Origin of the sequence: Effusibacillus lacus, assembly GCF_002335525.1 — a bacterium.
Lineage (GTDB): Bacteria > Bacillota > Bacilli > Tumebacillales > Effusibacillaceae > Effusibacillus > Effusibacillus lacus.
Genome location: NZ_BDUF01000023.1, coordinates 1 through 22990 on the forward strand (window position 1 = coordinate 1; position 22990 = coordinate 22990).

A 22990-nucleotide genomic window follows, 5' to 3' on the forward strand; every position below is an offset into this window, starting at 1 on the left:
TGCAACTGAAGAAACGCAGAGGCCACAAGCGCGCCATTATTGCCATTGCTCGTATGCTGCTAACGGCCATCTATCACATCTTGAAGAACAAAGAGAACCCTATAACCCTGATTTGTATAAAAAATCCGATGTTCGTCCAGTACACCGTGAAATCACGGTAGAACAAGCGATTTCGTTAGCCAAAACCCAGGGGTACCGGATTATGGCGGTTGCAACCTGATTTCCTTCAAAGCTGCATGTAATACATTTTTTTATATTTGGTCGTCTAGTTGCACGGCTTATTTGGCATGCTCATTTTCATTGTTACGTGCGTTTGATAAGGATTTCAGACTTGGCTCCTTTATGAATAAAAATAATTGGTACGTAGTCGATTCTACGACACTCATAGGATTCGTTTAAGAGATCAAAATTTGGGGGACATCACAAAAAAAACCAAAAGACCCTTGGGGTTGGAAAGGAATTTGTCAAATTTTGCCGAAAAAAGAAGAATTGAATAAATTTGCAAGGGATTCGGATGACAGCATGAATGTATACAACGTTTTTCTTCGTACCTTGCTTCGCAACTATATACTTGGAACTATGATCACCGTTGTGGGGGTTGGGGGGATCCTGAACTTCTCCACCCTGCATTTGACCCGGCCGGAAATGTGGTTCGTGGCGGCAGTCTTTGTACTGTCTTCCCTGATGATGTTTGCTGTGGAGTCAATCGTTTTTTTCAGACAAATACGACCGATTCGCAGGACTTTTGAGGAGCCGATCCCCACATTGGAGGAAATCCGGAATGGATACCTGCAGACACTCAAATTTCCGGTTCTTTCTGCCAAGCGAATTGTCGGACCGCACGCATTCGGCTTCTCATTGCCGGCTATGGCATTGTCGATATGGGGTGTTCAGCAGGGACTTTTTCAAGTGCCTTATTATTACGTGGTTTTTGCAGCTGTCGGGGCGCTGCTGATTGCGGGGATGCACTCGGTGATCGAATTTTTCCTGACGACGGAAGCAATCCGGCCCGTCTTGGATCACATCCGCTATCTGACAAGAGAAATGTATATGGTGGACGTTCCGCTGGAGGGGGCGGTCATTGTTTCCCTAAGGGAAAAATTTCTGGTAAGCGCCCTGTTGATTGGAACCGTGCCCCTTAGTCTGTTTTGTCTTGCATCTCTGTTTCATTTGGGTCGAATGTCGGGCATTGATTTTTGGAACTACTGGCAATGGGCGGGAATCATTCTGATCATCGGAATCGGCTTTGCCACCCTGGGGGCGTGGCTTCTGTCCCGCAACATTCAACAGCCGATCGAACATATGCAGCATGTGATGCAAAGGGTTAAGGAAGGGGATTTGCAGGTCCGGGCGGCAGACACTTATTCCGATGAATTCTCGCGAGTTGTGGCAGGCTTTAACCACATGGTGGAAGGGCTGCAGCGACGGGACCTGATGAACCAGCAGCTCATTGACAGTTATTTTGTCACACTGGCGGGAGCATTGGATGCCCGGGATCCCTATACGGCAGGGCATTCGGTCCGAGTGGCGGAATATTCGGTAAGAATTGGACAAGCAGCCGGACTGTCCCAGACAGAACTGGCTTACCTGAAAAAATCGGCTCTCCTGCACGACATCGGCAAAATCGCGATCCCCGACGCCATCCTGCTCAAAGAAGGCAAACTGACAGACGAAGAGTTTCTGTGGATCAAACTCCATCCGGAGTTGGGAGAGAGCCTGCTGCGCAAGATCCAGCCTGCGGAAGCCATGGCCCCGCTGCTGCCTGGTGTCCGATCCCACCATGAACGGTATGACGGAAAGGGATATCCGGACGGTTTGGTGGGGAACCAAATCCCCTTGTTTGGAAGAATTATCGCAGTGGCTGATTCTTTTGACGCCATGACCAGTGACCGTCCCTACCGAATGGGAATGCCTGTGGAGAAAGCCCTCTTGATTCTGAATGAAGGCAAGGGGACCCAGTGGGATCCAGAGTTGACGAGGCTGTTTATTGAATCCTTTGAGGAAGGAAAAACAGGCATCTCCCAGGCTCACGAGGGGGTGGAGCCTGAAGAGATGCCTGGGTGACACCCGATGGTTAAACGGTTGTAAACTGCTCTTCTTCGGTGGAACCGGTAAGAGCGGTGGTGGAGGAAGTGCCTCCTGCGATGACTTGCGCCACTTCATCGAAGTAGCCGGTTCCCACTTCCCGCTGGTGGCGGGTTGCGGTGTAACCATGAACTTCAGCTGCGAATTCAGCTTGCTGCAGATCGGAGTAGGCGCCCATGCCGCGGTCTCTGTAGCCGCGAGCCAGTTCGAACATGCTGTAGTTGAGGGCATGGAATCCGGCCAGAGTAACGAATTGGAACTTGTAGCCCATTTCTCCCAACTTATATTGGAACTTCTCGATAGTGGCGTCGTCCAGTTTCTTCTTCCAGTTGAAGGAAGGAGAGCAGTTGTAAGCGAGCAGTTTGCCCGGGAACTTCGCATGGATCGCTTCGGCGAAGCGACGTGCTTCGTCAAGATTCGGCTCGGAAGTTTCACACCAGATGAGATCTGCATAAGGTGCGTATGCAAGACCGCGGGCAATCGCCTGATCGAGGCCCGCCTTCACGCGGAAGAAACCTTCAGTTGTACGTTCGCCTGTAATGAACTCCTGGTCACGCGGATCCACATCGCTTGTCAGCAGGTTCGCTGCGTTAGCGTCGGTACGAGCCACAAGAATTGTCGGAACCCCCATGACGTCGGCAGCCAGTCGGGCTGCGACCAGGTTGCGGATGGCCGCTTGGGTTGGAATGAGTACCTTGCCGCCCATGTGGCCGCATTTTTTCTCGGATGCAAGTTGATCTTCGAAGTGTACCCCAGCAGCACCCGCTTCGATCATGCCCTTCATCAGTTCGAACACGTTCAGCGGGCCGCCAAAGCCTGCTTCCGCATCCGCCACGATGGGTGCGAACCAGTAGGTGTCACCTTTGCCTTCCGAATGTTGAATCTGATCGGCACGTTGGAGTGCCTGGTTGATTCGCTTCACAACATGCGGCACACTGTTGGCCGGATAGAGGGACTGGTCCGGATACATCTGGCCTGCCAGGTTGGCATCGGCGGCGACCTGCCAGCCACTGAGGTAAATCGCTTTCAGTCCGGCCTTGACCTGTTGAACCGCCTGGTTTCCGGTCAATGCCCCAAGCGCATGCACATGGTGTTCCGTATGCAACAGCTTCCACAGGCGCTCTGCGCCAAGCCGGGCAAGGGTGTGCTCGATCTGCACGGATCCGCGGAGGCGAACCACGTCTTCCGCCGTGTACGGACGCTCAATTCCTTTCCAACGGTCAGCCTTCCAACTTTCCTGCAGTTGCTTTACTTGTTCTTCCCGAGTCATGTTTCCTCTCCTCCTCTTAATTGGCCGCTTACGTTCCTTAGGCCGCTTGACTCTAATGTATTATATAACAGATTATTGTTTATGTGTGTACTATAACACAGTTGGTTTTGTTTGCACAATAGTTATTTGAAATTTTTTTCGGATTGAGGCAGAGGTACTGCCATCCGGATCGATCAGATTTGTTATAGAACGTTGTGGGTGGGAACTTGTTGATGAGTATTTGGATCAGAAGTAAGGATGAGAATTGTGGATGCGAGATCATCCACAATGTTGGATAACAAATTGATTTAGCAGGGAGGTATAGGGGACTAGGTTATGTAAAGAATTTAACTTTCGGTGCGACCAAGCCTAATTTGGCAGAGAACCCCTTGATTTCAAGAATAGAACTGATTTTCAGTCTTATTCGGGTGAGTTTCCAGGTGAACAAGCAAGAAATAACATATAGGACTGAAAAACAGTCCTATTTCTGGGAGTATCTTTGAATCGACAAAATAAGACCGAAATGCAGTCCTATTGTAAAACTTGAGTAAAAAACAAAGGGGCTATCACCAGGATGGCCCCTATTGAAAAAATTCGGTGAAATCGTTATTTCACGACAGACTCCATTGAATCTGGTTTTATCGGCCAAGGGGGGCATCTTGCCGCCGAAGACTTTCCACAAACCGTCCGGCGTATTTTCAGATACATTTATTAGGTCAAATAGTGGGAGAACAGCAAAGAAGGGCCAAGACGGCGGGGGATGTGTCTTGACCCTTCCGATGGGCAGGTTAGTCTTGGGGAGTATCTCTCATCATTTCGCCTCCGGTCGTCAGCTGCAAGAACGGCGGAACTTGGGGTGGGATGTAAGCCAGAGGTTCGTCAAATTCCGCCCAATCCAGATTGACCATCAGAAGCAGGTAACGTTTGCCCGTTTGCGGATCGCTGATGATGATATGGTCGCGTCCTGCTGTTTCGATACGCCCACGATAAACTTTGGCGTTCCACTGGCTGTTGTTTTCATAGGTGAAGTAAAATGTGCCGATTTTCCCTCGATTAAAGCGGAGGATGTTCTCGATGTAGGACTCTTCCGCCGTGGGAACTGCTGCTGCATCCGGAACCATGGGGAGCTCGGCGCCGCTTGGAACCGGAATGGAAGGTAGTTGTTGACCAGTGGGCAATTGCGGCTGGGTGTACTGCGTTGGGATGTCGGTTTCCAGTTCCGGTTGCACCACACCGGGCATAATGGTTTGCGGCATCATGCCATATTGGGAATAGGGATAGTAAGGATAGGTCATCTGTCTGTAATCGGGGACCCAGTAATACAAAGTGATTCACTCCTTTTATCTGATAAATAAACTCTTGGGCAGTCGCCCGAGCAGCTTCCTGTCTTCAGATGTTGCCTTTATAACGGCCATGTCTCCACCTCGCCCAAAACGAACTTCAATACCAATGTATTGCAAGGATAAAAAATGGGAACTTGCCCATATGAAAAAGGTGCGCCCACATGGAGCCCAATTTTATTGGAGATTCCAATTTGGGTTTTTTTCCGAGTTTGGGCGAATGCATGGGTCGAACCTCTTGCGTGGAGTGTAGTATGTATTGATATCTCATGACACAAGACAGGAGGTCGACTCGTGGCAAAAAAACGCAAATCCAAAGTAGGGTCGCAAGCCAAGGCGCCGGAGACACCCAAGCGGCAGGAGCCCGTCAACGCAATGCAAGTTCTCAAGGAGCGGATGAAGCAAGCCAACAAAAGCAGCCTCTTGGATGCCCTCAACCAGGTGAAAAATACAAAACCGGAAGACTGGAAGGATGTAGACAAAGTAAAAGATCTGGCCAAACAGCTGGCAACTTCAATGAAGCTGCCGGTCAGTGAAGAGCGCCTGGACCAGTTCATGAAAGCCTACAAGGACGCCACAAAAGGCGGCCAACCGCAAGACCCGAAAGAGGTTCTGCAAAAATACGGACAAGGCAAAATCGATCCGAAATCGATGGACGAATTTAACAAGTTTATCAAGTAACCATCAACAACAAGAAAAAAGGCTGCGACAAGTTCGCAGTCTTTCTTTTTGCTAGTTGGGTTGTTGTGTGGGGTGTTCTTGCCTGGTTCCGGGTGCCGGTACATATCCGTATGGGGGAAATGGCGGATATTGGGGGGGAACCCCGTACATATGTCCAGGCCATGCTTGTGGCCCCGGCTGTCCGCCAGGTTGGGCAGGTCTGGCTCCTGGTGCGGTCGGGTAGGGTGCCGACGGAAAGCCTGGGAATTGCTCTTGTGGACTCGGCAGAGCTTGCTGCTGAGGACGTTGGTCAGGTGTGCCGGCTGGTGATTGCGTTTTGGAATTCGATGTCCCTTCCGGATTGGAATCGGTTGCCCCACCCTTGAAAAATTGGTCAGCCACCGGCGTGTTCATAAATGCCATCAAGAGGCTTGCGAAATCACCGGTGGACAGGCCTTTGCCCTTCGTCTGGACGAGTTTCTTGAGAACACCGCTTTTGGAAAGGCTGTCAGACGCAAGATAAAGTGTGTCCAGCCACATGTCCGCCTGCTGAAGGAATTTCAAGCCGTTTTTGCACATGTTTCGCAGGTTGTTGATATTTTCAGCCGAGAACCAGTTACCTGATAAAGGGGAAGCGGACGGTTTGCCGGTCTTCGGTGAGGGGGCCGGTTTCCGACCGTTTGCTTTCTTCCGGGAAGAACCCCCGTTTCGTCTGGATGCTGCCAGCTGGTTTTCCATGCGGCTTCCCCGGCCGTTCGGTCTTCGTGGGTCCACGTTGCCACCTCCTGAAACGAGGGATGCTGCTAGACGGTTGCCCTCTTTTTCATGGTATGGAAGTGCCTTCGGAGAAGTGTGTAAAACAACCAAGATTGGGCACATTAGACAAAGAACCATTTGGTTGGGGGGTATGATCGATGGAGCAATCTTTCTACGGAAAACATGGCGGAGTTCATTTCCTGAAGAAAGCGACTGCGGAGGAAATCAACAGCTTTGTGGCCCAACTTCCCGGCACGAAGAAAGACAGCCTGTTCGAGGTCCTTGGCGAACTGGACAAGGAGGGTCTCATCTCCATTGTCAACGACGGCAAGTTTGCGGACGGGGAAGGCGAACTGGAAGGCAGTGAAGAATGTTAAGCAAACCGGAACGGGATAAACACCTGCAAACTTGCAGGTGTTTTTTCTGTATATCATCAGGTCATCATACCTTTTCGGACAAAGTTCATGTATAATGAATAGTAAAATGAAATCGCTTACGTCTGGAAATTGATTGGAATATTGAGGGAGGTTCTGTATGAAGGCATCTTTGTTTATTACCTGTCTGGCCGACAGTTTTTACCCGAATGTGGGCGAAAGCACAGTTCGCCTGTTGGACCGGCTGGGTGTGCAGGTGGATTTTCCCGAAGGGCAGACTTGCTGCGGACAACCGGCCTTTAACTCCGGGTACCGTGATGAGGCGAAGGAAGTCGCCAAGACGATGATTGAAGCATTTGAGCAGAGTGAGTACGTGGTGGGGCCATCAGGCTCCTGTGTAGGGATGATTCATGAATATTACCCGTTGCTGTTTGAAGGGGATCGGAAGTGGGAAGACCGGGCTCTCAAGTTTGTGAAGAAATCCTATGAATTAACGCAGTTCATCGTAAATGTGGTTGGCAAGACCTACCTGGGTGCACGGTTGGATAAGACGGTCACCTATCATCCTTCCTGCCATGCAATGCGGATGATGGGGATTAAGCACGAGCCGCTTGAACTTTTGAAAAATGTGCAGGGTCTGCAATTGGTAGACCTGCCTTTTGCCGAAGATTGCTGCGGATTTGGCGGAACCTTTGCCGTGAAAATGCACGAAGTATCGGCTGCCATGGTGGCGGAGAAGGCACAGCATGTACTGGAGACGAAGGCGGAGATTCTTTGCGGAACCGACATGGGCTGTTTGATGAACATCGGTGGGCGTTTGCGCTATGAGGGAGCGCCCGTCAGAGTAATGCACGTGGCGGAAGTTCTCTGGGAAGGCGTACGGGAAGGGGTGAAAGCATGAGCGTAAAACCGGCGCTTCCTCTGAAAGAGAGGATGAAGCATGCGATTGCCGATGAGACGCTGATAGCGGCGGTGAAGAAGACAACGGATCGGCTGGAAGGCGGAAAGCTGTCTTCAAGCGAAGCACTCGGCAATTGGGAGGAATGGCGAAAACAGGGGAGCCGCATTCGTTCCCATGTGGTGGAACATCTTGACTATTATCTCGGTCAGTTGATCGAGAATGTGAAGAAGCGAGGGGGCCATGTGCATATTGCCGATTCCGCCAAGGAAGCGGTGGACATCTTCCTCCGGATCACCAGGGAGAAGAACGCAAAGAGTGTGATCAAGTCGAAATCCATGGTGTCGGAAGAAGTGCATGTGAACAAGGCATTGGAAGACATCGGGGTGGAAGTGATCGAGAGCGATCTCGGGGAATACATCATCCAGCTGTTCGGTGAGGCCCCCTCTCATATCATCGTGCCCGCCATTCACAAGAACCGCTATCAGATCAAGGACAAATTCAACGAAATCAGCGGGGAAAACCTGACGGAAGACACGCCGACCCTGACCGCTTTCGCCCGCAGGCAGCTGCGGAAAGCGTTCCTGCAAGCAGATATCGGGGTATCCGGTTGTAACTTTGCCATTGCCGAAACCGGATCGATTGTGATGTTTACCAACGAAGGAAACGGGCGAATGGTAACCACTCTGCCGCCGGTGCATGTCGCGTTTATGGGTATGGAGCGGCTGATTCCTTCTTTTGAAGACCTGGAAACCTTCGTGAACCTGCTGCCGCGCAGCGCCACCGGGCAGAAGATCACCACCTACGTGTCCGTCATCAACGGCGCCCGTCAGGAAGGGGATCTGGATGGTGCGCAGGAATTCCATCTGATCATTGTAGATAACGGACGCAGCAAGATTCTTGGCGATGAAGAGTTCCAGGAAGTGTTGAATTGTATCCGCTGTGGTGCATGTCTCAACGTATGTCCCGTCTACCGTCACATTGGCGGTCACGCTTATGGCGACGTATATCCGGGGCCGATTGGGGCCGTTCTGACGCCGCTGCTTCGCGATGATATGGAAACATGGGGGGATCTGCCTTACGCATCCAGTCTTTGCGGCGCATGCACAGAAGCATGTCCGGTGCGAATTCCTCTGCATGACATGCTGGTTCGTCACCGTGCCCGCTATGTGAAGCTGGGCCTTGCCCCGAAATGGGAACAGATGGCCTTTAAAGCTTGGAGCAAAACATTTGCGAGGCCGGGAAGGTACAAACTGTCGATGAAAGCGGCGCGGTTGATGGTGCCGTTTATGGCCAGGGACGGATTTATTGAGAAGGGGCCGTTGAATATGATGGGCTGGACCCATGCCCGCCACTTCCCGTCCCCTGCGAAGCAATCATTCCGAGAGCAGTGGAGTAAGCTTTCGGGAGAGTTGAAGGGAGGCGGGGACCATGAATAAGGAACAAGCCCTTCTGCAACGGATTGCCAACCGGTTGGGTCGCACCGAACCGCTTAAGGAGAAACCAAAACGTGACGCAATCGGTGCCCCTGACTTCTGGCGCGAGTTTAAGTTGTCGGAGGAAGAAAAGATCCAGCGTTTCTGCGAAAGCTGGAGGGCGCTGACCGGCGTGGCCGAAGTTGTGGACTCGGAGGCGGAAGCGCTTGAGGTCCTCAAGCGGTGGGCTCAGGAAGAAAATCTGAAGCACCTGATCCGCTGGGATCATCCCGAGCTTGAAAATTTAGGGGTCGACAGCTTATTCGAATCCCTTGGCGCGAAAATGGAAATTTGGGGACGGGGTGAGACCCGATCCATGAAAGAGATTGCCAACGATGCGGAAGCGGGAATTACCTGGGCGGATTACGCGGTGGCAGACACAGGCACCCTGGCGCTGTTCTCTTCGCGTGAGAAGGCGCGGTCGGTAAGCCTTTTGCCGCCCATTCACATTGCGATCTTTCGGGCGGAGCAGTTGGTGACAAGAATCGGGGAAGTCATGGTAAAGATGGACCAGATGGGCCGCGAAGGCGGACTGCCGGCCGGAGTCAACTTCATCACAGGTCCATCCCGCAGTGCCGACATCGAGAATGACCTGTCCATCGGCGTTCACGGACCGAAGAAGGTGTACGCTTTGATAATTAAGTAACGCCAAGAGCAGCAACTGGTTCATAATAGCGGTACTGGGTGCCGTTATTCCTCCGAACCAGCCCGTTTCGGGTCAAATAGCGGCACCGCATGTTTTTATTCCTCCGAACCAGCCCGTTTCGGGTCAAATAGCGGCACCGCATGTTTTTATTCCTCCGAACCAGCCCATCTCGGGTCAAATAGCGGCACAGAGTGCCGTTAAGGTAGAAGTTGGCTTGCAATAGCGGCACCGAGTGCCGTTAAGGTAGAAGCTGGCATACAATAGCGGCACAAGGTGCCGTTAAGGCAGAAGCTGGCATACAATAGCGGCACAAGGTGCCGTTAAGGCAGAAGCTGGCATACAATAGCGGCACAGAGTGCCGTTAAGGTAGAAGTTGGCTTGCAATAGCGGCACAGAGTGCCGTTAAGGTAGAAGTTGGCTTGCAATAGCGGCACAAGGTGCCGTTAAGGCAGAAGCTGGCATACAATAGCGGCACAGGGTGCAGTTAAGGCAGGAGTTGACTTGCAATAGCGGCACCGAATGCCGTTAATTGTGAAGGAGGCCGTCCCATTGTTTTGGGATAGCCTCTTCTATTGACTAAGTATTTCCTGTCTTAAGCAACTCATCAATCGACTTCAGCGTCTGCCCCGCCTTGCCGTGTATCACAAGGTCAAACATGGAGTCCATGTCGGTGGCTTCTGCGTTGAGGATGGCAATTCGCCCACGGGTTACGGAGGGAAGCTGGTTGACGGGGTAGACCTGGAGACTGGTGCCGATAACAAGCACCAGATCGGCCCGGGTGATATTTGCAAGGGCCTCGTTCCACGCGTCTTCCGGCAGCATCTCCCCGAACAGGACCACATTTGGCCGCAAACGCCCGCCGCAGGTGGGACAGGGTTTCTTGGCCAGGAAATCGTCCATGAGTGCTGGATTGTCACACCCTTGGCAGCGAACCGACCGGATGGAACCATGCAGTTCCAGGACATTTTCGCTTCCGGCTGCCTGGTGCAGTCCGTCCACATTCTGGGTGGCTACGCAACGAACCAGGCCGTGTCGCTCCCAGTCTGCAAGAATCAGATGCCCTTGATGAGGTTGAATGGTGCTGAGGGCTTTGATTCGGGTGCTGTAAAACTCGTGAAAAAGGGGATAGTGTCGCTCGAGAGCTTCAATTGACGCAACTGTTCCCGGGTCGATATTCCGCCACCAGCCGCTTTTTGATCGAAAATCGGGGATGCCGCTCTCCGTCGACATGCCAGCCCCCGTAAGCACAACCGTATAACCGGACTCTTGAAGCCATCGTGCCAATTGCTTAATCCCCACCTCCGCCACCTCCGCCATCGCCGCCTCCACCGTCGGAACCGCCACTGTCCCCCCAACCGTCGAACCAGGACTTCCGGGATTCGGAGTCGTTGTCATATCCAGTTCCCACATACCCGCTATCCCCGTCATGACCCCGCCGTCTATTTCCGGATGAAGATTTTCTGCTTCCCGTTATGCTTCCAATGATGGCAAGTATAACCACAAATGCCACCAATGCAACAAATATTCCCACACAAATCTCCTCCTCAGTTTGGTAACCCAAGTATACAACAGGGTTCCAGTTACTGGTATACGACCCCGTGCTGGTACATCGCAAAAAAAAACTGCCAGCCGAAAGCTGACAATTGAACGGCAACGACAGTAATCCGTGATAAGAACATAGCGGTTACACACTTCCTTAAAATAAAAAGACCCTGTAACTTTTGACAGGATCCCCGTTGGCCAATATTCAGTTGTCGTCCTGCATCAATTCTCTTCGTTATCGTCCCACCTTGTCTTTTTGAGGGTTGTAGACTTGGCAATCCAACTTCTTGAAATCTTTATCGAATGATACAATTGGAACACCAGAAGCAGAAGAACGAGCTGCAAGGTACGCATCCATGAAATCCACGTTTTTCTCATGGAATTTTCGGAGCGCTGCCACTACAACATCTCGGTCTTCTGCTTCGATTCCTGAGGTCAGCAGAAAGGGGATTAAGGTATTTGCAATCTTCTCTTTGGGAAGTGCAAAACGCTCTGCCTTCTCAAAGATATGACAACACTCCTGAATCACACCAACTGGGATAATTAACCTGATTTTCCCAGCTTCAATCTCTTCCATGACCCTTTCTGCATGATGCGAGTTAGAATCACCTGCAAAATAGCTTACCAAAAAATTTGTGTCTGCGAAGAACATATTAGGATACAAACATAATCACTCTTCCTTTCTGGAACGTTTCTTATCCGCCACTGCCTGCCATGCCTCGTTACGAAGTGCTTTGTAATCCAGTTCCACACCGATTCCATCTTTGGGAGCTAATGCGCCGCGCAGCGACTTCAAAGGCTTCATTTTGACTGGTCGCAATAGTACTTTTCCTTCCCCCAAGATTTCTAATGTAACAGTATCTCCCTCCTCTAATTTAATTGCCTTACGGATATCCGACGGAATCACGATTTGGCCTTTTGAAGATACTTTGGTTGTTAGCATTCCGACCCTCCTTTCAGGTCCGGAAAATACTCGTCCCTCAAAGTTCCTCATACCCTCCTTGGTCATTCAATTACCCCCCAATCAAGTAATACTATATCACACAAAACGCAAAAGTAAAATGTTTATATTTTTTCTTACCATAATATTTTTGTATTACGTTATAGTATTTATCTAACCAATGAAAGGTTATACCAACCAAAGCACAAATTTGGCCCAAACCGCGTCACATAAAGAGACTTTTGGCAATTGGACGGACGCCCCAGTTATGCAGACTGACAAGAAATTCGATAAGGACAATTGGTGTGCTGACAAGTTCGATGGCTGGGACTGGGAGTCAGCGTTTTCTGTTTTCCTTCTGGCACTTTTTTTTCGTTACGGGAAAAATCCTCTTCCCGGACCAAAAGAACAATAAAAGTGGCAAGGCTCAGCAGCATCAATATCAGACCCAATTCGATTCCGTAATCTCCGATCATTGACGTTCTTCCTCCTTCCCCGCAATGGTCCCTGAGTTAACTGATCAATTTAACTATTTGTTGGTATCTTGGAATTAGTATATTTCGTGACAAAAATTTTAAACATCGGTGAATTCCCTGAAAAAGGTCAGGGAATCCCCTGAAAATTTCAATTTGGAAAAATTTATCTGAATTATGATATAATTACATTCACCTAATAAAGAAACCGGGTGTGATGCATGTGACCACTGCTGTATACCTGTTGGGCTCCCTGCTGCTTTATTTTGCCGTTACCGGCTACCTGGACAAGCGCAAAGCGGAGCGAGCGCTTCAATCCAGTGAAAACCGGTTTCTGGGGTTGCTTCATTATGCCAACGATATGATCTTTATATATGAGGTTTCTCCCGACTACGAGCCGAAACTGATTGAGGTGAACAGCCGGGCCTGTGAGAAACTGGGATACTCCAGGCAGGAGTTAATGGCGCTGCCGTCGTTGAAGATCTTCGCCCCCGAATGTGTCATTCCAATGGACGAAGTCAAGCAACAATTGTCGTCAAAAGGGGAGGCCACTTACGAATGGATCTTCTTCACCAAGCAGAATACAAGAATTCCGGTAGAGACGAATCTCCGGTATGTGGTATCCAATAACCAGAAGATGCTGCTGGCAATCTCCCGCGACATCTCAGACCGGAAGCTTACGGAGAAAGTTCTCCGGGAGAGTGACGAAAAGTACTATACGATCATTGAGAATCTGAAAGACGGTTACTATGAAGTCGATATCTATGGGAACTTCACATTCGCCAATTCCTCCTTATGCAACATGTTGGGGTATAAGGAGGATGAACTGATAGGGCTGAATCACCGGAATTATACCGATGAAGAGAACGCCAAGAAGCTCTTGCACGCCTTTAACCGGGTATTTGTAACGGGTGAACCTGTGAAAAGCATGGAGTTCGAGTATCATACCCAAAAGGGGAAACAAGGGGAGTCCCGGGTTGCTGAGATTTCGGTGTCTTTGATTAAGGATGTCTACGATCAACCGGTTGGTTTCCGTGGGATCGTCCGTGACATTACCGACAAGAAAAGGGCCAAGCTGCAATTGGAAGAGAGTGAACAGCGGTACAAATCGATTGTCGAGAACAACTCGGACGCGATTTACTCAGTGGATCTGTATGGCAAATTGCTGACGGTCAACCCTGCAGCGGAGAAACTTACCGGGTACCATGCGAAAGAACTGTGCAACCGGAACATGATCGAATTGGTAGTACCGGAAGACGTGGAAAAAGCAATCACCCACTTTAATAAAGCCAAGGCAGGCGACCCCCAGGATTATGAGGTGTCTGTCATTCACAATGAAGGACAGATATTGCAAATTCACGTCAAGAATGTACCGATTGTGGTGAACAACCGGATTGTTGGGGTTTATGGAATTGCAAGGGATGTTACCGCCCGCAACAAGGCAATCGAGACCATCAACCACATGGCCTATCACGACATACTGACCGATTTGCCCAACCGTCGCTTCTTCCAGGAACAGTTGCGGGTGGGGCTGCAACATGCCAAGGCACAAGGGGAAAAATTGGCCGTTGTATTTCTCGACCTCGATCGCTTCAAAGTCATTAACGATACTTACGGTCACGGAGCGGGGGATCGCTTGCTGCAAATCATTGCGGATCGTCTGCAGGACTGTAGGGGTGACAACGAAGTTGTGGCGCGAATGGGCGGGGACGAATTCACTCTGTTGATTCCGGGCATCAAGGAAGCGGAAGATGCGTTGGGCACTGTTCAGAGGGTCTTCCGGGCACTGAAAGAACCGATTTTTATCAATGGATTGGAGGTTCATATCACAACCAGCATCGGGATTGCGGTGTACCCCAATGACGGCGAGGATGCGGAGACGTTGATGAAGCATGCGGACTCTGCCATGTACAGGGCCAAAGAACAGGGAAAGAACAATTACCAATTCTTTGCTCCGGTTCTCAGCTCTGACTGGGTTCAATGGCTGACATTGGAGAACGATCTGCGCAAAGCGCTGGAACGCAAAGAATTCAAGATCTATTACCAGCCTCAGATCAGTATTCGAACAGGCCGTGTTATTGGGCTGGAAGCCCTTATCCGCTGGCATCACCCGGAGAAGGGCTTGATATCTCCCGCCCAGTTCATTCCTCTTGCGGAAGAGACGGGCTTGATTGTCCCCATTGGGGAATGGGTTCTGTGGGAAGCCTGCAGACAAAACCGGGAGTGGCAGGACGCAGGATATGCAAAAATGAGGATTGCGGTCAACACGTCGGCCCGCCAATTCCAACAGGGCAACCTGGCCCAAACGGTGCAAAATGTCCTGCGGGAAACCGGGCTGGATCCCCGCTGGCTGGAGCTGGAGCTTACGGAGAGCGCAGCCATGCACCAGGCGGAAAATGTCATTGATATTCTGCAGCAGATAAAGAAGCTTGGGGTCTCCATTTCCATCGACGATTTCGGCACCGGGTATTCTTCACTGAACTATCTCAAACGGTTCCCGGTGGATTTTCTGAAGATCGATCAAACCTTTGTCCATGATATCAATCAGGACTCAGATGATGCCGTCATTGTCAATGCCATGATTGCGGTGGCTCACAGCCTGAATTTGAAAGTGGTGGCGGAAGGAGTGGAAACCCAGGAACAGCTGGACTTCCTGAAACAACGGCGATGTGACGTTGTACAGGGGTATTTCTTCAGCAAACCGGTCCCGGGCGAGGAAATTGAATCCATGCTGAAGAGCATGAAAAGCAAAAAAGGCACGCACGTGTAAGCGATGCGTGCCTTTCTGTTGGTTGTATTATTCGACCTCTTTCAGGAATCCTTCCAGACGATCCATCGCTTTCGCCAGATTCTCGTCAGACACCGCATAGGAGATGCGGATGTTGTTGGGGGCGCCAAAGCCTTCGCCCGGAACCAGGGCGATGTTGGCCTTCTCCAGAAGCAGGGTGGCAAAGGTATTGGCCGAATCAATCTTCGTCCCTTTGTAGGACTTGCCAATGATGTCCGCCACGTTCGGGAACACATAGAATGCGCCCTGCGGACGGATGCACTTGATCAGCGGCATCTCCTCAAGCCGCTTCATCACATAGTCCAGACGTTTGCGGAACGCTTCAATGACGTTGGGGTCAAACGCGTCCAGAGCCTTCAGCGCCGCCTTCTGGGAAATGGAAGCGGGATTGGATGTAGTCTGGCTTTGGAAACTGGTCATCGCTTTCACGATGGCACGGTCAGCGGCGATATATCCCACGCGCCAGCCTGTCATGGCAAACGCTTTGGAGAATCCGTTAACCAGAATGGTCCGCTTCTTCATGGCTTCCGACACGGATGCTATCGACATCTGTTCTACGCCGTAGACCATTTTTTCGTAGATTTCGTCCGATATGACATAGAACTCATGCTGTTCCATCACTTCCGCCAGCGCCTTCAGATCCTCCGGAGAGTAAACGGCACCCGTCGGGTTGCTCGGCGAATTGAGCAGCAGCGCTTTTGTTTTGGGTGTGATCGCTTGTTTCAGCATCTCCGGCGTGATCTTGAAGCCGGTCGATTCGTCGGTTGCGATGACCACCGGTTCGCCTTCCGCCAGGCGAATCATTTCCGGGTAACTCACCCAGTAAGGGGCCGGTAGGATCACTTCGTCCCCCGGGTTGAGAATGGCCATGAAAGCGTTGTAAAGAGAGTGCTTCGCGCCGTTGGACACGATAATGTCATCCATCTCGTAATCCAGGCCGTTCTCGTCCTTCAACTTCTTGGCAATGGCTTTGCGCAGGTCGTTGATGCCCGGCACCGCTGTGTATTTGGTGAATCCCTGCTTGATTGCTTCGATCGCTGCCTGTGCAGCGGGTTCAGGAGTGCCAAAGTCCGGCTCCCCTACGCTCAAATTGATAATGTCGACACCCTGCGCCACCAATTCCTTGGTCTTCGCGTCAATGGCCAGCGTGGGTGACGGGGCAATCGCCTTGATCCGATCAGATAATCCAAATGCCATCCAGATTCCCTCCATAACCAGATTCGGTGCTGTTTCCGATATTCTGGAAAACTCCATTATATCTACAGTACGCCAAGGAAAGGGAGCCGTCAACTGGCAGCAGGGTACAATTCAGTGAAACAATGGTCAGTCGGTTCCCCCGCGGAACCATTTCCAGAACTTTTTGATACCGGACTTTCCTTGTTCCGGATTCAGGATGTCCAGATTGAAGCCCGAGGCCGGATGTTCGGTGCATTCGTCTGTTGGTTCGGTTCCAATCCGAAAGAATTCCCGTTGTACCTGAGGACAGTTGGGTGTAGCCAGCATCCCGGTTGTAGGATCAATAGTAAGCTCCAACAGTCCTTCCGGACGTTCGAAATCGCTTGCCGGTGTGTTTTCCAGGGCCGTCTTCATGAATTCTCCCCAGATCTGGGCTGCCGCGTAGGATTCTCTTGTGTTCAGCAGATGGTTTTTGTCATATCCCACCCAAACCACTGCCACCAGGTTGGGGGAGTATCCCGCCATCCAGGCATCCGTATCGGTGGTCCCGGTTTTTCCTGCCACGACGCGGTTGGCAACGGATGGCGCAACCCGGGCCGCTGTTCCCCCCGGCTCAAAGACGCTTTTCATAAGATCGGTCAGTATGAACACGTTCTGCGGGTTGGCCGCTTGCTGAGACGCCCTTTCCCGATGGTAGATTTCGCGGCCGTAGGCATTCACTACCTGCCGGATTGCTGTAGGCTCCAGGAGCGTTCCGCCATTGGCCAGTGCGGCATATGCCTTGGCCATCTCCAGAGGAGAGACGGGGAACACGCCAAGAGCCAGGGAAGGATAGGGTTTCAGTTCGCTTTCGATGCCAAATCGCCTTGCCGTTTCGATCACTTGCTGCGGAGTGATTTCCATGATGGTTGCCACCGCGTAGACATTGTCGGATTTGCGGATGGCTTCCCGCATGGTTATATAGTCATAGGCGTATTGGTCATTGAAGTTTTTCACTTCATAATACTTGTCTTTCTCGTAGTTGAAGGTGGTCGGTTCACTCTTGACCATACGGACCGGTGACGCTCCGTTTTCCAGTGCGGAAAGGTAAACAAAGGGCTTGAACGAGGAGCCGGGCTGCCGGGTCGCCAGCACCCGGTTAAAGGAAGACTGGCTGAAGTCCCGTCCGCCGACCATCGCTTTAATGTGGCCGGTTTTGGGATCCAGCGCCACCAGTGCCGCCTGCAATCCGGGAACCTGCGGCAGATGTTTCTGGATGGCCGCTTCCGCCGCTTTCTGCATGTGCAAATCCAGGGTAGTCTGCAGGGTCAGCCCGCTCCGGTACAATTCCTCCTCAGGAACCCCGTGCAGGTTGATGGCCGACCAGGTGGCGTACCGGGTAAAGTAGGGAGCCGCACCGTTCTGAATGTCCTTTTTTTCGGCAAAATGGAGATTCTGCTTATAGGCCGCATCTGCCTGTTCCTGCGTGATGTAGCCGTGTCGCACCATGGCTTGCAGGACTTGCTGCTGCCGTTCTTTCGCCTTGTTCTGGTCGCTGAAGGGGGAGAAGAAGGTCGGGCCCTTCGGGATTCCCGCCAACAGGGCCGACTCTGCCAGATTGAGATCCGTCGCTGATTTGTTGAAATAGATCTTGGCAGCCGTTCCGACCCCGTTGGCGCCGTGGCCGTAGTAGACGGCATTCAGGTATAACTCCAGGATTTCCTGCTTGGAGTAACGGGTTTCCAGTTGGATGGTGAGCAGCATCTCACGAAATTTCCGCGACCAGGTGCGGTCGTGGGAAAGGTACATCACCTTCGCCAGCTGTTGAGTAATGGAGGAACCGCCTTCAATCAGTTCCCTGTTTTTCAAGTTGACATAGAGCGCCCGGGCGATTCCGCGCAGATTCAACCCGCTGTGCTGGTAGAATTGGGCATCTTCAATGGCAATGGTGGCATTCTGCAGGTCTTGCGGCACTTCACGAATGTCCACTCGGACCCGATTTTGCCCGTTGTTCAGCAGATCGGCCAACAGTGCCCCATCGGCGGAGACAATTCGGGAATGCGTGGTCAAGTCGCTTGCGGGCAGCGGTGCAAAGCGCATGTATAAATAAAGAAGGAAACCGGATAGAAAAGTAACGGCAGCAAAATAAAGCCCCAATCGGATCAACAGGGTCTTTCTTCTGCGGACGCGATCCTGCATGGCGGTTGGCAGGGAATGTGCCTCCACCGTCCTAGCTGGGGACTGTTTGGGCGCTGCCAACGGCTCCGACCCGGTCCAGGTATCTTCTGTCAGATTCGGTTTGTCGATCATGATGCCACCTCCTTACGCACTGGTACACTAGCAACCAGTATGGGCAGAAATGGTAGGAGGTAAACTTCACAGTTCATGGCAAAATGGGGATTTTCTCAAAATACAAACCTGGTTTGTTTCGGATGTCAAAATTGTTACATTTCACTAAATATTGTTTGCATAAATATAAATGTAAGGTATAATTAACATGACTGTTTATTTGTTTTGAAAATAGGGGTGGGGAGGACGAAGATTATGAGAGGCGATTTGTGGAAAGCGGTAAGCAATTTGGTACAGAGCAGGGTAAATAGTAACGAAGTGATTCAAGATGGAGAGAATGCTTATGCGCTTGGTCGTTTGACAAACATGGAACGTAAAGTTGTGATTGAGCATTTTGTAGATAAACGCACGGATAACAAGATTATTGGTACATCGAGCAAGTGGGTATGAATTCGCAGATGATTCAAGCCATGACCAGGGATTTTCTTTTGCAAACAGTGCAAAGGGAAATCCCTTCTCCACAATTTATGGAGATCTTGTTGGCTAAATTGTCTGAAGAGGGAAAAGCTCTTGGCCCACAGCCTCAGTCAAGCTGGATGGGGTTCACTTTAGCTATTGGTGATTTGCTGGACATAAACATGGAACAAGCTTTTCCTATGTCCCTGGCTGTTGAACTTATTGTCCTGAGCGGCGACGTTTACGATGATATGATTGACAAAGATAACTTCCCGCTGCAGGAGCCAAATCTCCCAGTCGAAAAAAGCTTATTGTTCGCCAATTGGACTTTAATGTTGGCTTTTCGGAGCGTGTTGACGACCCGGAATATTCAAAGTGACGTGAAACAAGCAATTATGACCGAGTTGAATCGCGCGATCTTACAAGCGTCTTGGGGTCAATGGCTGGACGAGGATTGTTGTTTCCCTAAAATTATCACGGAAGAGAAGTATCTGGATGTAATACGCCTTAAGTCTGGAAAGTTTGGGGAGTTGGCCTGCTTGGCAGTTGCCTTGTTGGCTTGTGATGAACAACAAGTAAACTTGTGGCGGAACGCTGGTTGCTATTTGGGAATGGCCGAACAGCTGAAGAACGATGCGGCCGATTTCATGAGGGACAGTAAAAATGATTTGATGAAATTAAAAATGACGCTCCCCCTCATCAAGTCATTGGAGAATAGTTATGAATCCGGTGACGGTTTTTCTGAACTCATGCAAAGAGTGAGCCAGGACCAGAATTTGTTGTGGGCCAATCGGGTTCAAATAAGGGAATACATAATCAACTGTGGAGCTTTTGATTACACATTCATTCTAAGCCGGTTGTATACGGAAAAAGCATTTCAGTTGATTGAAGCTTTTTATGGCCGATCAGAGAAATGTTTACAGCTTCGCAAACTGTTTGCAGGAGAGAGGTAGATGATTTCTTTTGTTGCAGAAAGATTTAACCGTCTGGTATTCCTGCTTAGTGTCCTATTCTTGTGCTGTACTCTTTACTTTATCTGGTATGTTCAAAATACCCCCTTCATGGGTGTGTTTCTGGAGTTGAATCAAGGGAAATGGATTGTTCAAGAAGTTGAATCTTTTGGGGTTGGGCATCAGTGGGGAATCAAACAGGGAGATTTAGTTTTCTTGGTGGATGGGGCTGCGCCGGAAGAGAACTATAATGTTTACAAGTGGGGAATTCTGGAGAATGTAGATTCGCTAAATCTTCTGACAACTGAAGGTGTCTATTATGAGCTAAAGGTTAAAGAGGGAGGCGCTGTTTCTTCCTCCAGCAAGATGCTATCTTTGACCGCTTTATCTTTTGCCTTTTGGGCAATTGCTACTTATACGTATATCCGCAAACCGCGTTTCACCTTGATCAAATATTTCTGGTTGCTGATGACAGCCATCTCTTTTGCGATGATGGCCTCCATTCCTTCCAGCCATGGCCTTCTTCCTGCCCGAATCCTTGTGATCTTATCTGTAGCCTGGATTCCGTTTCTCACGGTTTCTTTTGTTCAACAATTTCTCGAAAAATTTGATAATCCTTCTTTTCATAGAATTCGTAACGTGTTTCGATTGATTGGCGTTTTGTTTACCATATCGCTATTTGTGTACCTTCTTGTGAATCTCTCTTCCCCTCTAATTGTGAAATGGTTTCGATATGGACTGCTTGCGCAAATTGGATTGTTGCTGCTTTCCCTGCCTGTAGCATTTAGAAGTTCCAAGAATAAAATTGCCCCCTCCGAAAGAAATCAATTCTTGGTTTTGTTATTCGGATTCCTTGCGGGAATCTTACCGTTCTTCATCTTTACCGTTGTTCCCGACCTCATACTAAAAACAGATGTCATACCCTTTCAGTATACTTTGCTGAGTATTGTGATCTTGCCATTGACATGTGCGTACGTTTTAACAAAGCGTCAAATTATCGATATGAAATTTTACCTTGGGGGATACCGAAGTTTTTTCAAAAAGAAAGATGCATTAAGGCAACAGAAAATAAAACTGCTGCTGGTAACTCAAGGTGAACAGACCTATAAGACCATGCGGTTAATATTGGAATTGATCCACAAGGTGATTGACATTGATGGGATGTTTTTGATCTGGTATCGAAAAGAAAGCCCTGTTTTCAGTAGTACAGGCTGTTTTGAAAACAAGGAAAAGGAATTGCAGAAATGGTTGGAAAAAGATTTTCCCCGGCGATCTGATTCAAAACGTCTTACATATGGGAATCTGATTCACCGGGTTTTTGTAATAGGTTCCAATCAAGAACCACATGGCTATTTGGTTGTTGGAAACAAAAGAAACAGATCGCAGTTCACCTCTAAGGAAATAGAATTTCTTAGGAATTTGACCGAAGATCTGCTTGATATTTACATTCACTTTTCCATGTACGATGAACTTCAAAAAGAATATCAAACGAGAGCAAACAGGTCTTATGGTAAAGACGACATCGCGATTTCCAAGGATGTAAGCCAGTTGTTGATTGAGGCCCAGGAAGAAGAAAAAATCAGGATCGCACAGTACCTGCACGACCAAATTTTGCAAAGTTTGATCTTTCTGTCGCGAGATTTAAAGAGGATAGGGGACAACAACCCGTTACTCGCGGAAAGAGAGAAACTGGACTTTCTTGTAAGGAACGTTAACGACACCATATACGAGATACGTGAAATTTGCGCGGAATTGTATCCGTCCATAATCGAAGATCTCGGATTGCGGGAAGCGATCCGCTGGTATGTACGGGAGATTAAGGAAAAGAGAAACGTTTTAATCGATTGGAAGTATGAGATGGAAGACGAACATTTGCTGCCTTTTACTACAAAAGTAAGCTTGTTTCGAATCATTAAGGAACTGGTCAATAATGCTTTGAAACACGCTGAAGCCGAAACGATTCAACTTTCATTGGTTTTGAAAAACGATACTTTGACATGTGAAATTTCCGATGACGGCAAAGGGATTGATGTGCCAATAGATTTTCACGCATTTCTGAATGGAAAACACCTGGGGCTGGTAACTGTACAGAAACGAATTGAGCATTTGGGAGGGAGTCTTTCCTTCCATTCGGCTCCGGGGAAAGGCACCAGGGTTTCGTTCGAACTTCCTGTCTGGTCAAAGGAGTGGGAGCATGAGCAAGCCAATTAAAGTCATGTTGGTCGATGACCATCCGCTTGTTATGAATGGGTTGCGGAACTGGTTGGAGGGTGAACCTGATATACAAGTTGTCGGTGCTTTTGACAACGGAATAACAGCGTTTGAGGAGATGCGTCAATTACTCCCGGATGTTGTTGTTTTGGATATCCGCATGCCCGGAATCAATGGATTGGAGTTGGCGAGACAGATAAAAGGAGAATATGGGGATTCGGTAAAGCTGGTCATTTTATCGGGATACGTATACGAGGAGTACCAGAGAACCGCGTTTGAAATTGGGGTTCATGCATTTGTACCCAAAAACGCCTCGTACGATCAAATACTAAATGCAATCAGGCAAAGTGCTTTGGGGAATTACTTGATTTTTGAAAAAACAAAACAATACGAAACGCATCAACTCCTTACCCCAACGGAAATTCAGGTTTTACAATTGGTGGCGCAGGAAAAAACCAATGGGGATATTGCCAAAGAGTTAAACATGGCGAAGCGAACAGTAGAGTACCATATTTCCTCGATTATTCAAAAGCTTGGAGCTGATTCACGAATTGGCGCTGTAGTTAAAGGATTTCAGAAGGGGATAATAGAGTAATTTATGTAGCTCACCTTGGATTGAAAAAATTTGCGTGATACCGCAATAAACTTTGCGGTATATACGGATGTTTTTTTAAAAAACAAAATCTATGATCTAGTTATAGCA

At 49.6% G+C, this 22990-nt stretch carries 21 protein-coding genes and 1 pseudogene; 12 read left to right on the plus strand and 10 right to left on the minus strand.

Annotated elements, in window-relative coordinates; translation table 11 throughout:
* A pseudogene (locus EFBL_RS20895) lies at nucleotides 1-220 on the plus strand (hypothetical protein); the annotation flags it as partial.
* 302 nt (nucleotides 221-522) lie between these two features.
* Nucleotides 523-2064: an HD domain-containing phosphohydrolase gene (locus tag EFBL_RS05885; RefSeq protein ID WP_096181265.1), complete on the plus strand. Its 1542-nt coding sequence runs from the start codon at nucleotides 523-525 to the stop codon at nucleotides 2062-2064.
* Between the two features lie 10 nt (nucleotides 2065-2074).
* Here the strand turns inward: EFBL_RS05885 and aceA are convergent, their stop codons facing one another.
* Nucleotides 2075-3355 carry an isocitrate lyase gene (aceA, locus tag EFBL_RS05890; RefSeq protein WP_096181212.1) on the minus strand — a complete coding sequence of 427 codons (1281 nt, stop codon included), beginning with the start codon at nucleotides 3353-3355 and terminating at the stop codon, nucleotides 2075-2077.
* Nucleotides 3356-4122: 767 nt separating this feature from the next.
* Nucleotides 4123-4629, minus strand: coding sequence for a spore coat protein GerQ (gene gerQ, locus EFBL_RS05895; protein WP_096181266.1), 507 nt, complete (start codon nucleotides 4627-4629; stop codon nucleotides 4123-4125).
* A gap of 339 nt (nucleotides 4630-4968) precedes the next feature.
* Here gerQ and EFBL_RS05900 point away from each other — a divergent pair, with 339 nt between their 5' ends.
* A complete protein-coding gene (locus EFBL_RS05900; RefSeq protein ID WP_096181213.1) occupies nucleotides 4969-5355 on the plus strand; it encodes a hypothetical protein in 387 nt (128 codons plus the stop codon).
* A gap of 51 nt (nucleotides 5356-5406) precedes the next feature.
* Here the strand turns inward: EFBL_RS05900 and EFBL_RS05905 are convergent, their stop codons facing one another.
* A complete protein-coding gene (locus EFBL_RS05905; protein ID WP_096181214.1) occupies nucleotides 5407-6108 on the minus strand; it encodes a hypothetical protein in 702 nt (233 codons plus the stop codon).
* A gap of 140 nt (nucleotides 6109-6248) precedes the next feature.
* On the opposite strand from EFBL_RS05905, the gene EFBL_RS05910 reads away from it, so the two are divergent.
* The 4 genes from EFBL_RS05910 (at nucleotide 6249) to EFBL_RS05925 (ending at nucleotide 9483) form a co-directional block, all read left to right on the plus strand.
* Nucleotides 6249-6467, plus strand: a complete 219-nt coding sequence (locus tag EFBL_RS05910; RefSeq protein ID WP_096181215.1) for a hypothetical protein — start codon at nucleotides 6249-6251, stop codon at nucleotides 6465-6467.
* Between the two features lie 157 nt (nucleotides 6468-6624).
* Nucleotides 6625-7365, plus strand: coding sequence for a (Fe-S)-binding protein (locus tag EFBL_RS05915; RefSeq protein ID WP_096181216.1), 741 nt, complete (start codon nucleotides 6625-6627; stop codon nucleotides 7363-7365).
* Nucleotides 7362-8801: a LutB/LldF family L-lactate oxidation iron-sulfur protein gene (locus tag EFBL_RS05920; protein WP_096181217.1), complete on the plus strand. Its 1440-nt coding sequence runs from the start codon at nucleotides 7362-7364 to the stop codon at nucleotides 8799-8801. The genes EFBL_RS05915 and EFBL_RS05920 overlap by 4 nt, the downstream gene beginning before the upstream one ends.
* Nucleotides 8794-9483 carry a LutC/YkgG family protein gene (locus tag EFBL_RS05925; protein ID WP_096181218.1) on the plus strand — a complete coding sequence of 230 codons (690 nt, stop codon included), beginning with the start codon at nucleotides 8794-8796 and terminating at the stop codon, nucleotides 9481-9483. The genes EFBL_RS05920 and EFBL_RS05925 overlap by 8 nt, the downstream gene beginning before the upstream one ends.
* 576 nt (nucleotides 9484-10059) lie before the next feature.
* On the opposite strand, the gene EFBL_RS05930 is transcribed toward EFBL_RS05925, so the two are convergent.
* The 5 genes from EFBL_RS05930 to EFBL_RS05950 all read right to left on the minus strand — a co-directional run bounded on the left by EFBL_RS05930 (nucleotide 10060) and on the right by EFBL_RS05950 (nucleotide 12441).
* Entirely contained in the window at nucleotides 10060-10800 is a 741-nt protein-coding gene (locus tag EFBL_RS05930) for an SIR2 family NAD-dependent protein deacylase (RefSeq protein ID WP_096181219.1), read from the minus strand.
* Nucleotides 10772-11014 (minus strand): hypothetical protein, encoded by a 243-nt coding sequence (locus tag EFBL_RS20900; protein WP_096181220.1) that lies wholly within the window; start codon nucleotides 11012-11014, stop codon nucleotides 10772-10774. Before EFBL_RS20900 ends, EFBL_RS05930 begins: the two co-directional genes overlap by 29 nt.
* 246 nt (nucleotides 11015-11260) lie before the next feature.
* Complete coding sequence (locus EFBL_RS05940; RefSeq protein WP_096181221.1) at nucleotides 11261-11677, minus strand: type II toxin-antitoxin system VapC family toxin; 417 nt, start codon at nucleotides 11675-11677, stop codon at nucleotides 11261-11263.
* Nucleotides 11678-11695: 18 nt separating this feature from the next.
* On the minus strand, nucleotides 11696-11968 hold the full coding sequence (locus EFBL_RS05945; protein WP_165912717.1) for an AbrB/MazE/SpoVT family DNA-binding domain-containing protein: 273 nt from the start codon (nucleotides 11966-11968) through the stop codon (nucleotides 11696-11698).
* 263 nt (nucleotides 11969-12231) lie between these two features.
* Complete coding sequence (locus tag EFBL_RS05950) at nucleotides 12232-12441, minus strand: hypothetical protein (RefSeq protein ID WP_096181223.1); 210 nt, start codon at nucleotides 12439-12441, stop codon at nucleotides 12232-12234.
* A gap of 220 nt (nucleotides 12442-12661) precedes the next feature.
* On the opposite strand from EFBL_RS05950, the gene EFBL_RS05955 reads away from it, so the two are divergent.
* Nucleotides 12662-15208, plus strand: coding sequence for a sensor domain-containing protein (locus EFBL_RS05955; protein ID WP_165912716.1), 2547 nt, complete (start codon nucleotides 12662-12664; stop codon nucleotides 15206-15208).
* 27 nt (nucleotides 15209-15235) lie between these two features.
* Here the strand turns inward: EFBL_RS05955 and EFBL_RS05960 are convergent, their stop codons facing one another.
* Together EFBL_RS05960 and EFBL_RS05965 are read right to left on the minus strand one after the other, a co-directional pair.
* Nucleotides 15236-16423, minus strand: a complete 1188-nt coding sequence (locus EFBL_RS05960) for a pyridoxal phosphate-dependent aminotransferase (protein WP_096181225.1) — start codon at nucleotides 16421-16423, stop codon at nucleotides 15236-15238.
* A gap of 126 nt (nucleotides 16424-16549) precedes the next feature.
* Nucleotides 16550-18691 (minus strand): transglycosylase domain-containing protein, encoded by a 2142-nt coding sequence (locus EFBL_RS05965; RefSeq protein WP_096181226.1) that lies wholly within the window; start codon nucleotides 18689-18691, stop codon nucleotides 16550-16552.
* A gap of 234 nt (nucleotides 18692-18925) precedes the next feature.
* On the opposite strand from EFBL_RS05965, the gene EFBL_RS05970 reads away from it, so the two are divergent.
* From EFBL_RS05970 to EFBL_RS05985, 4 genes are read left to right on the plus strand one after another with little or no spacing between them, the layout of a single operon-like run.
* Complete coding sequence (locus tag EFBL_RS05970) at nucleotides 18926-19120, plus strand: hypothetical protein (protein ID WP_096181227.1); 195 nt, start codon at nucleotides 18926-18928, stop codon at nucleotides 19118-19120.
* Nucleotides 19117-20079, plus strand: coding sequence for a polyprenyl synthetase family protein (locus tag EFBL_RS05975; RefSeq protein WP_096181228.1), 963 nt, complete (start codon nucleotides 19117-19119; stop codon nucleotides 20077-20079). Before EFBL_RS05970 ends, EFBL_RS05975 begins: the two co-directional genes overlap by 4 nt.
* Nucleotides 20080-22287, plus strand: a complete 2208-nt coding sequence (locus EFBL_RS05980) for a sensor histidine kinase (RefSeq protein ID WP_096181229.1) — start codon at nucleotides 20080-20082, stop codon at nucleotides 22285-22287.
* Nucleotides 22271-22882: a response regulator transcription factor gene (locus tag EFBL_RS05985; RefSeq protein WP_096181230.1), complete on the plus strand. Its 612-nt coding sequence runs from the start codon at nucleotides 22271-22273 to the stop codon at nucleotides 22880-22882. The genes EFBL_RS05980 and EFBL_RS05985 overlap by 17 nt, the downstream gene beginning before the upstream one ends.
* Nucleotides 22883-22990: the final 108 nt, after the last annotated feature.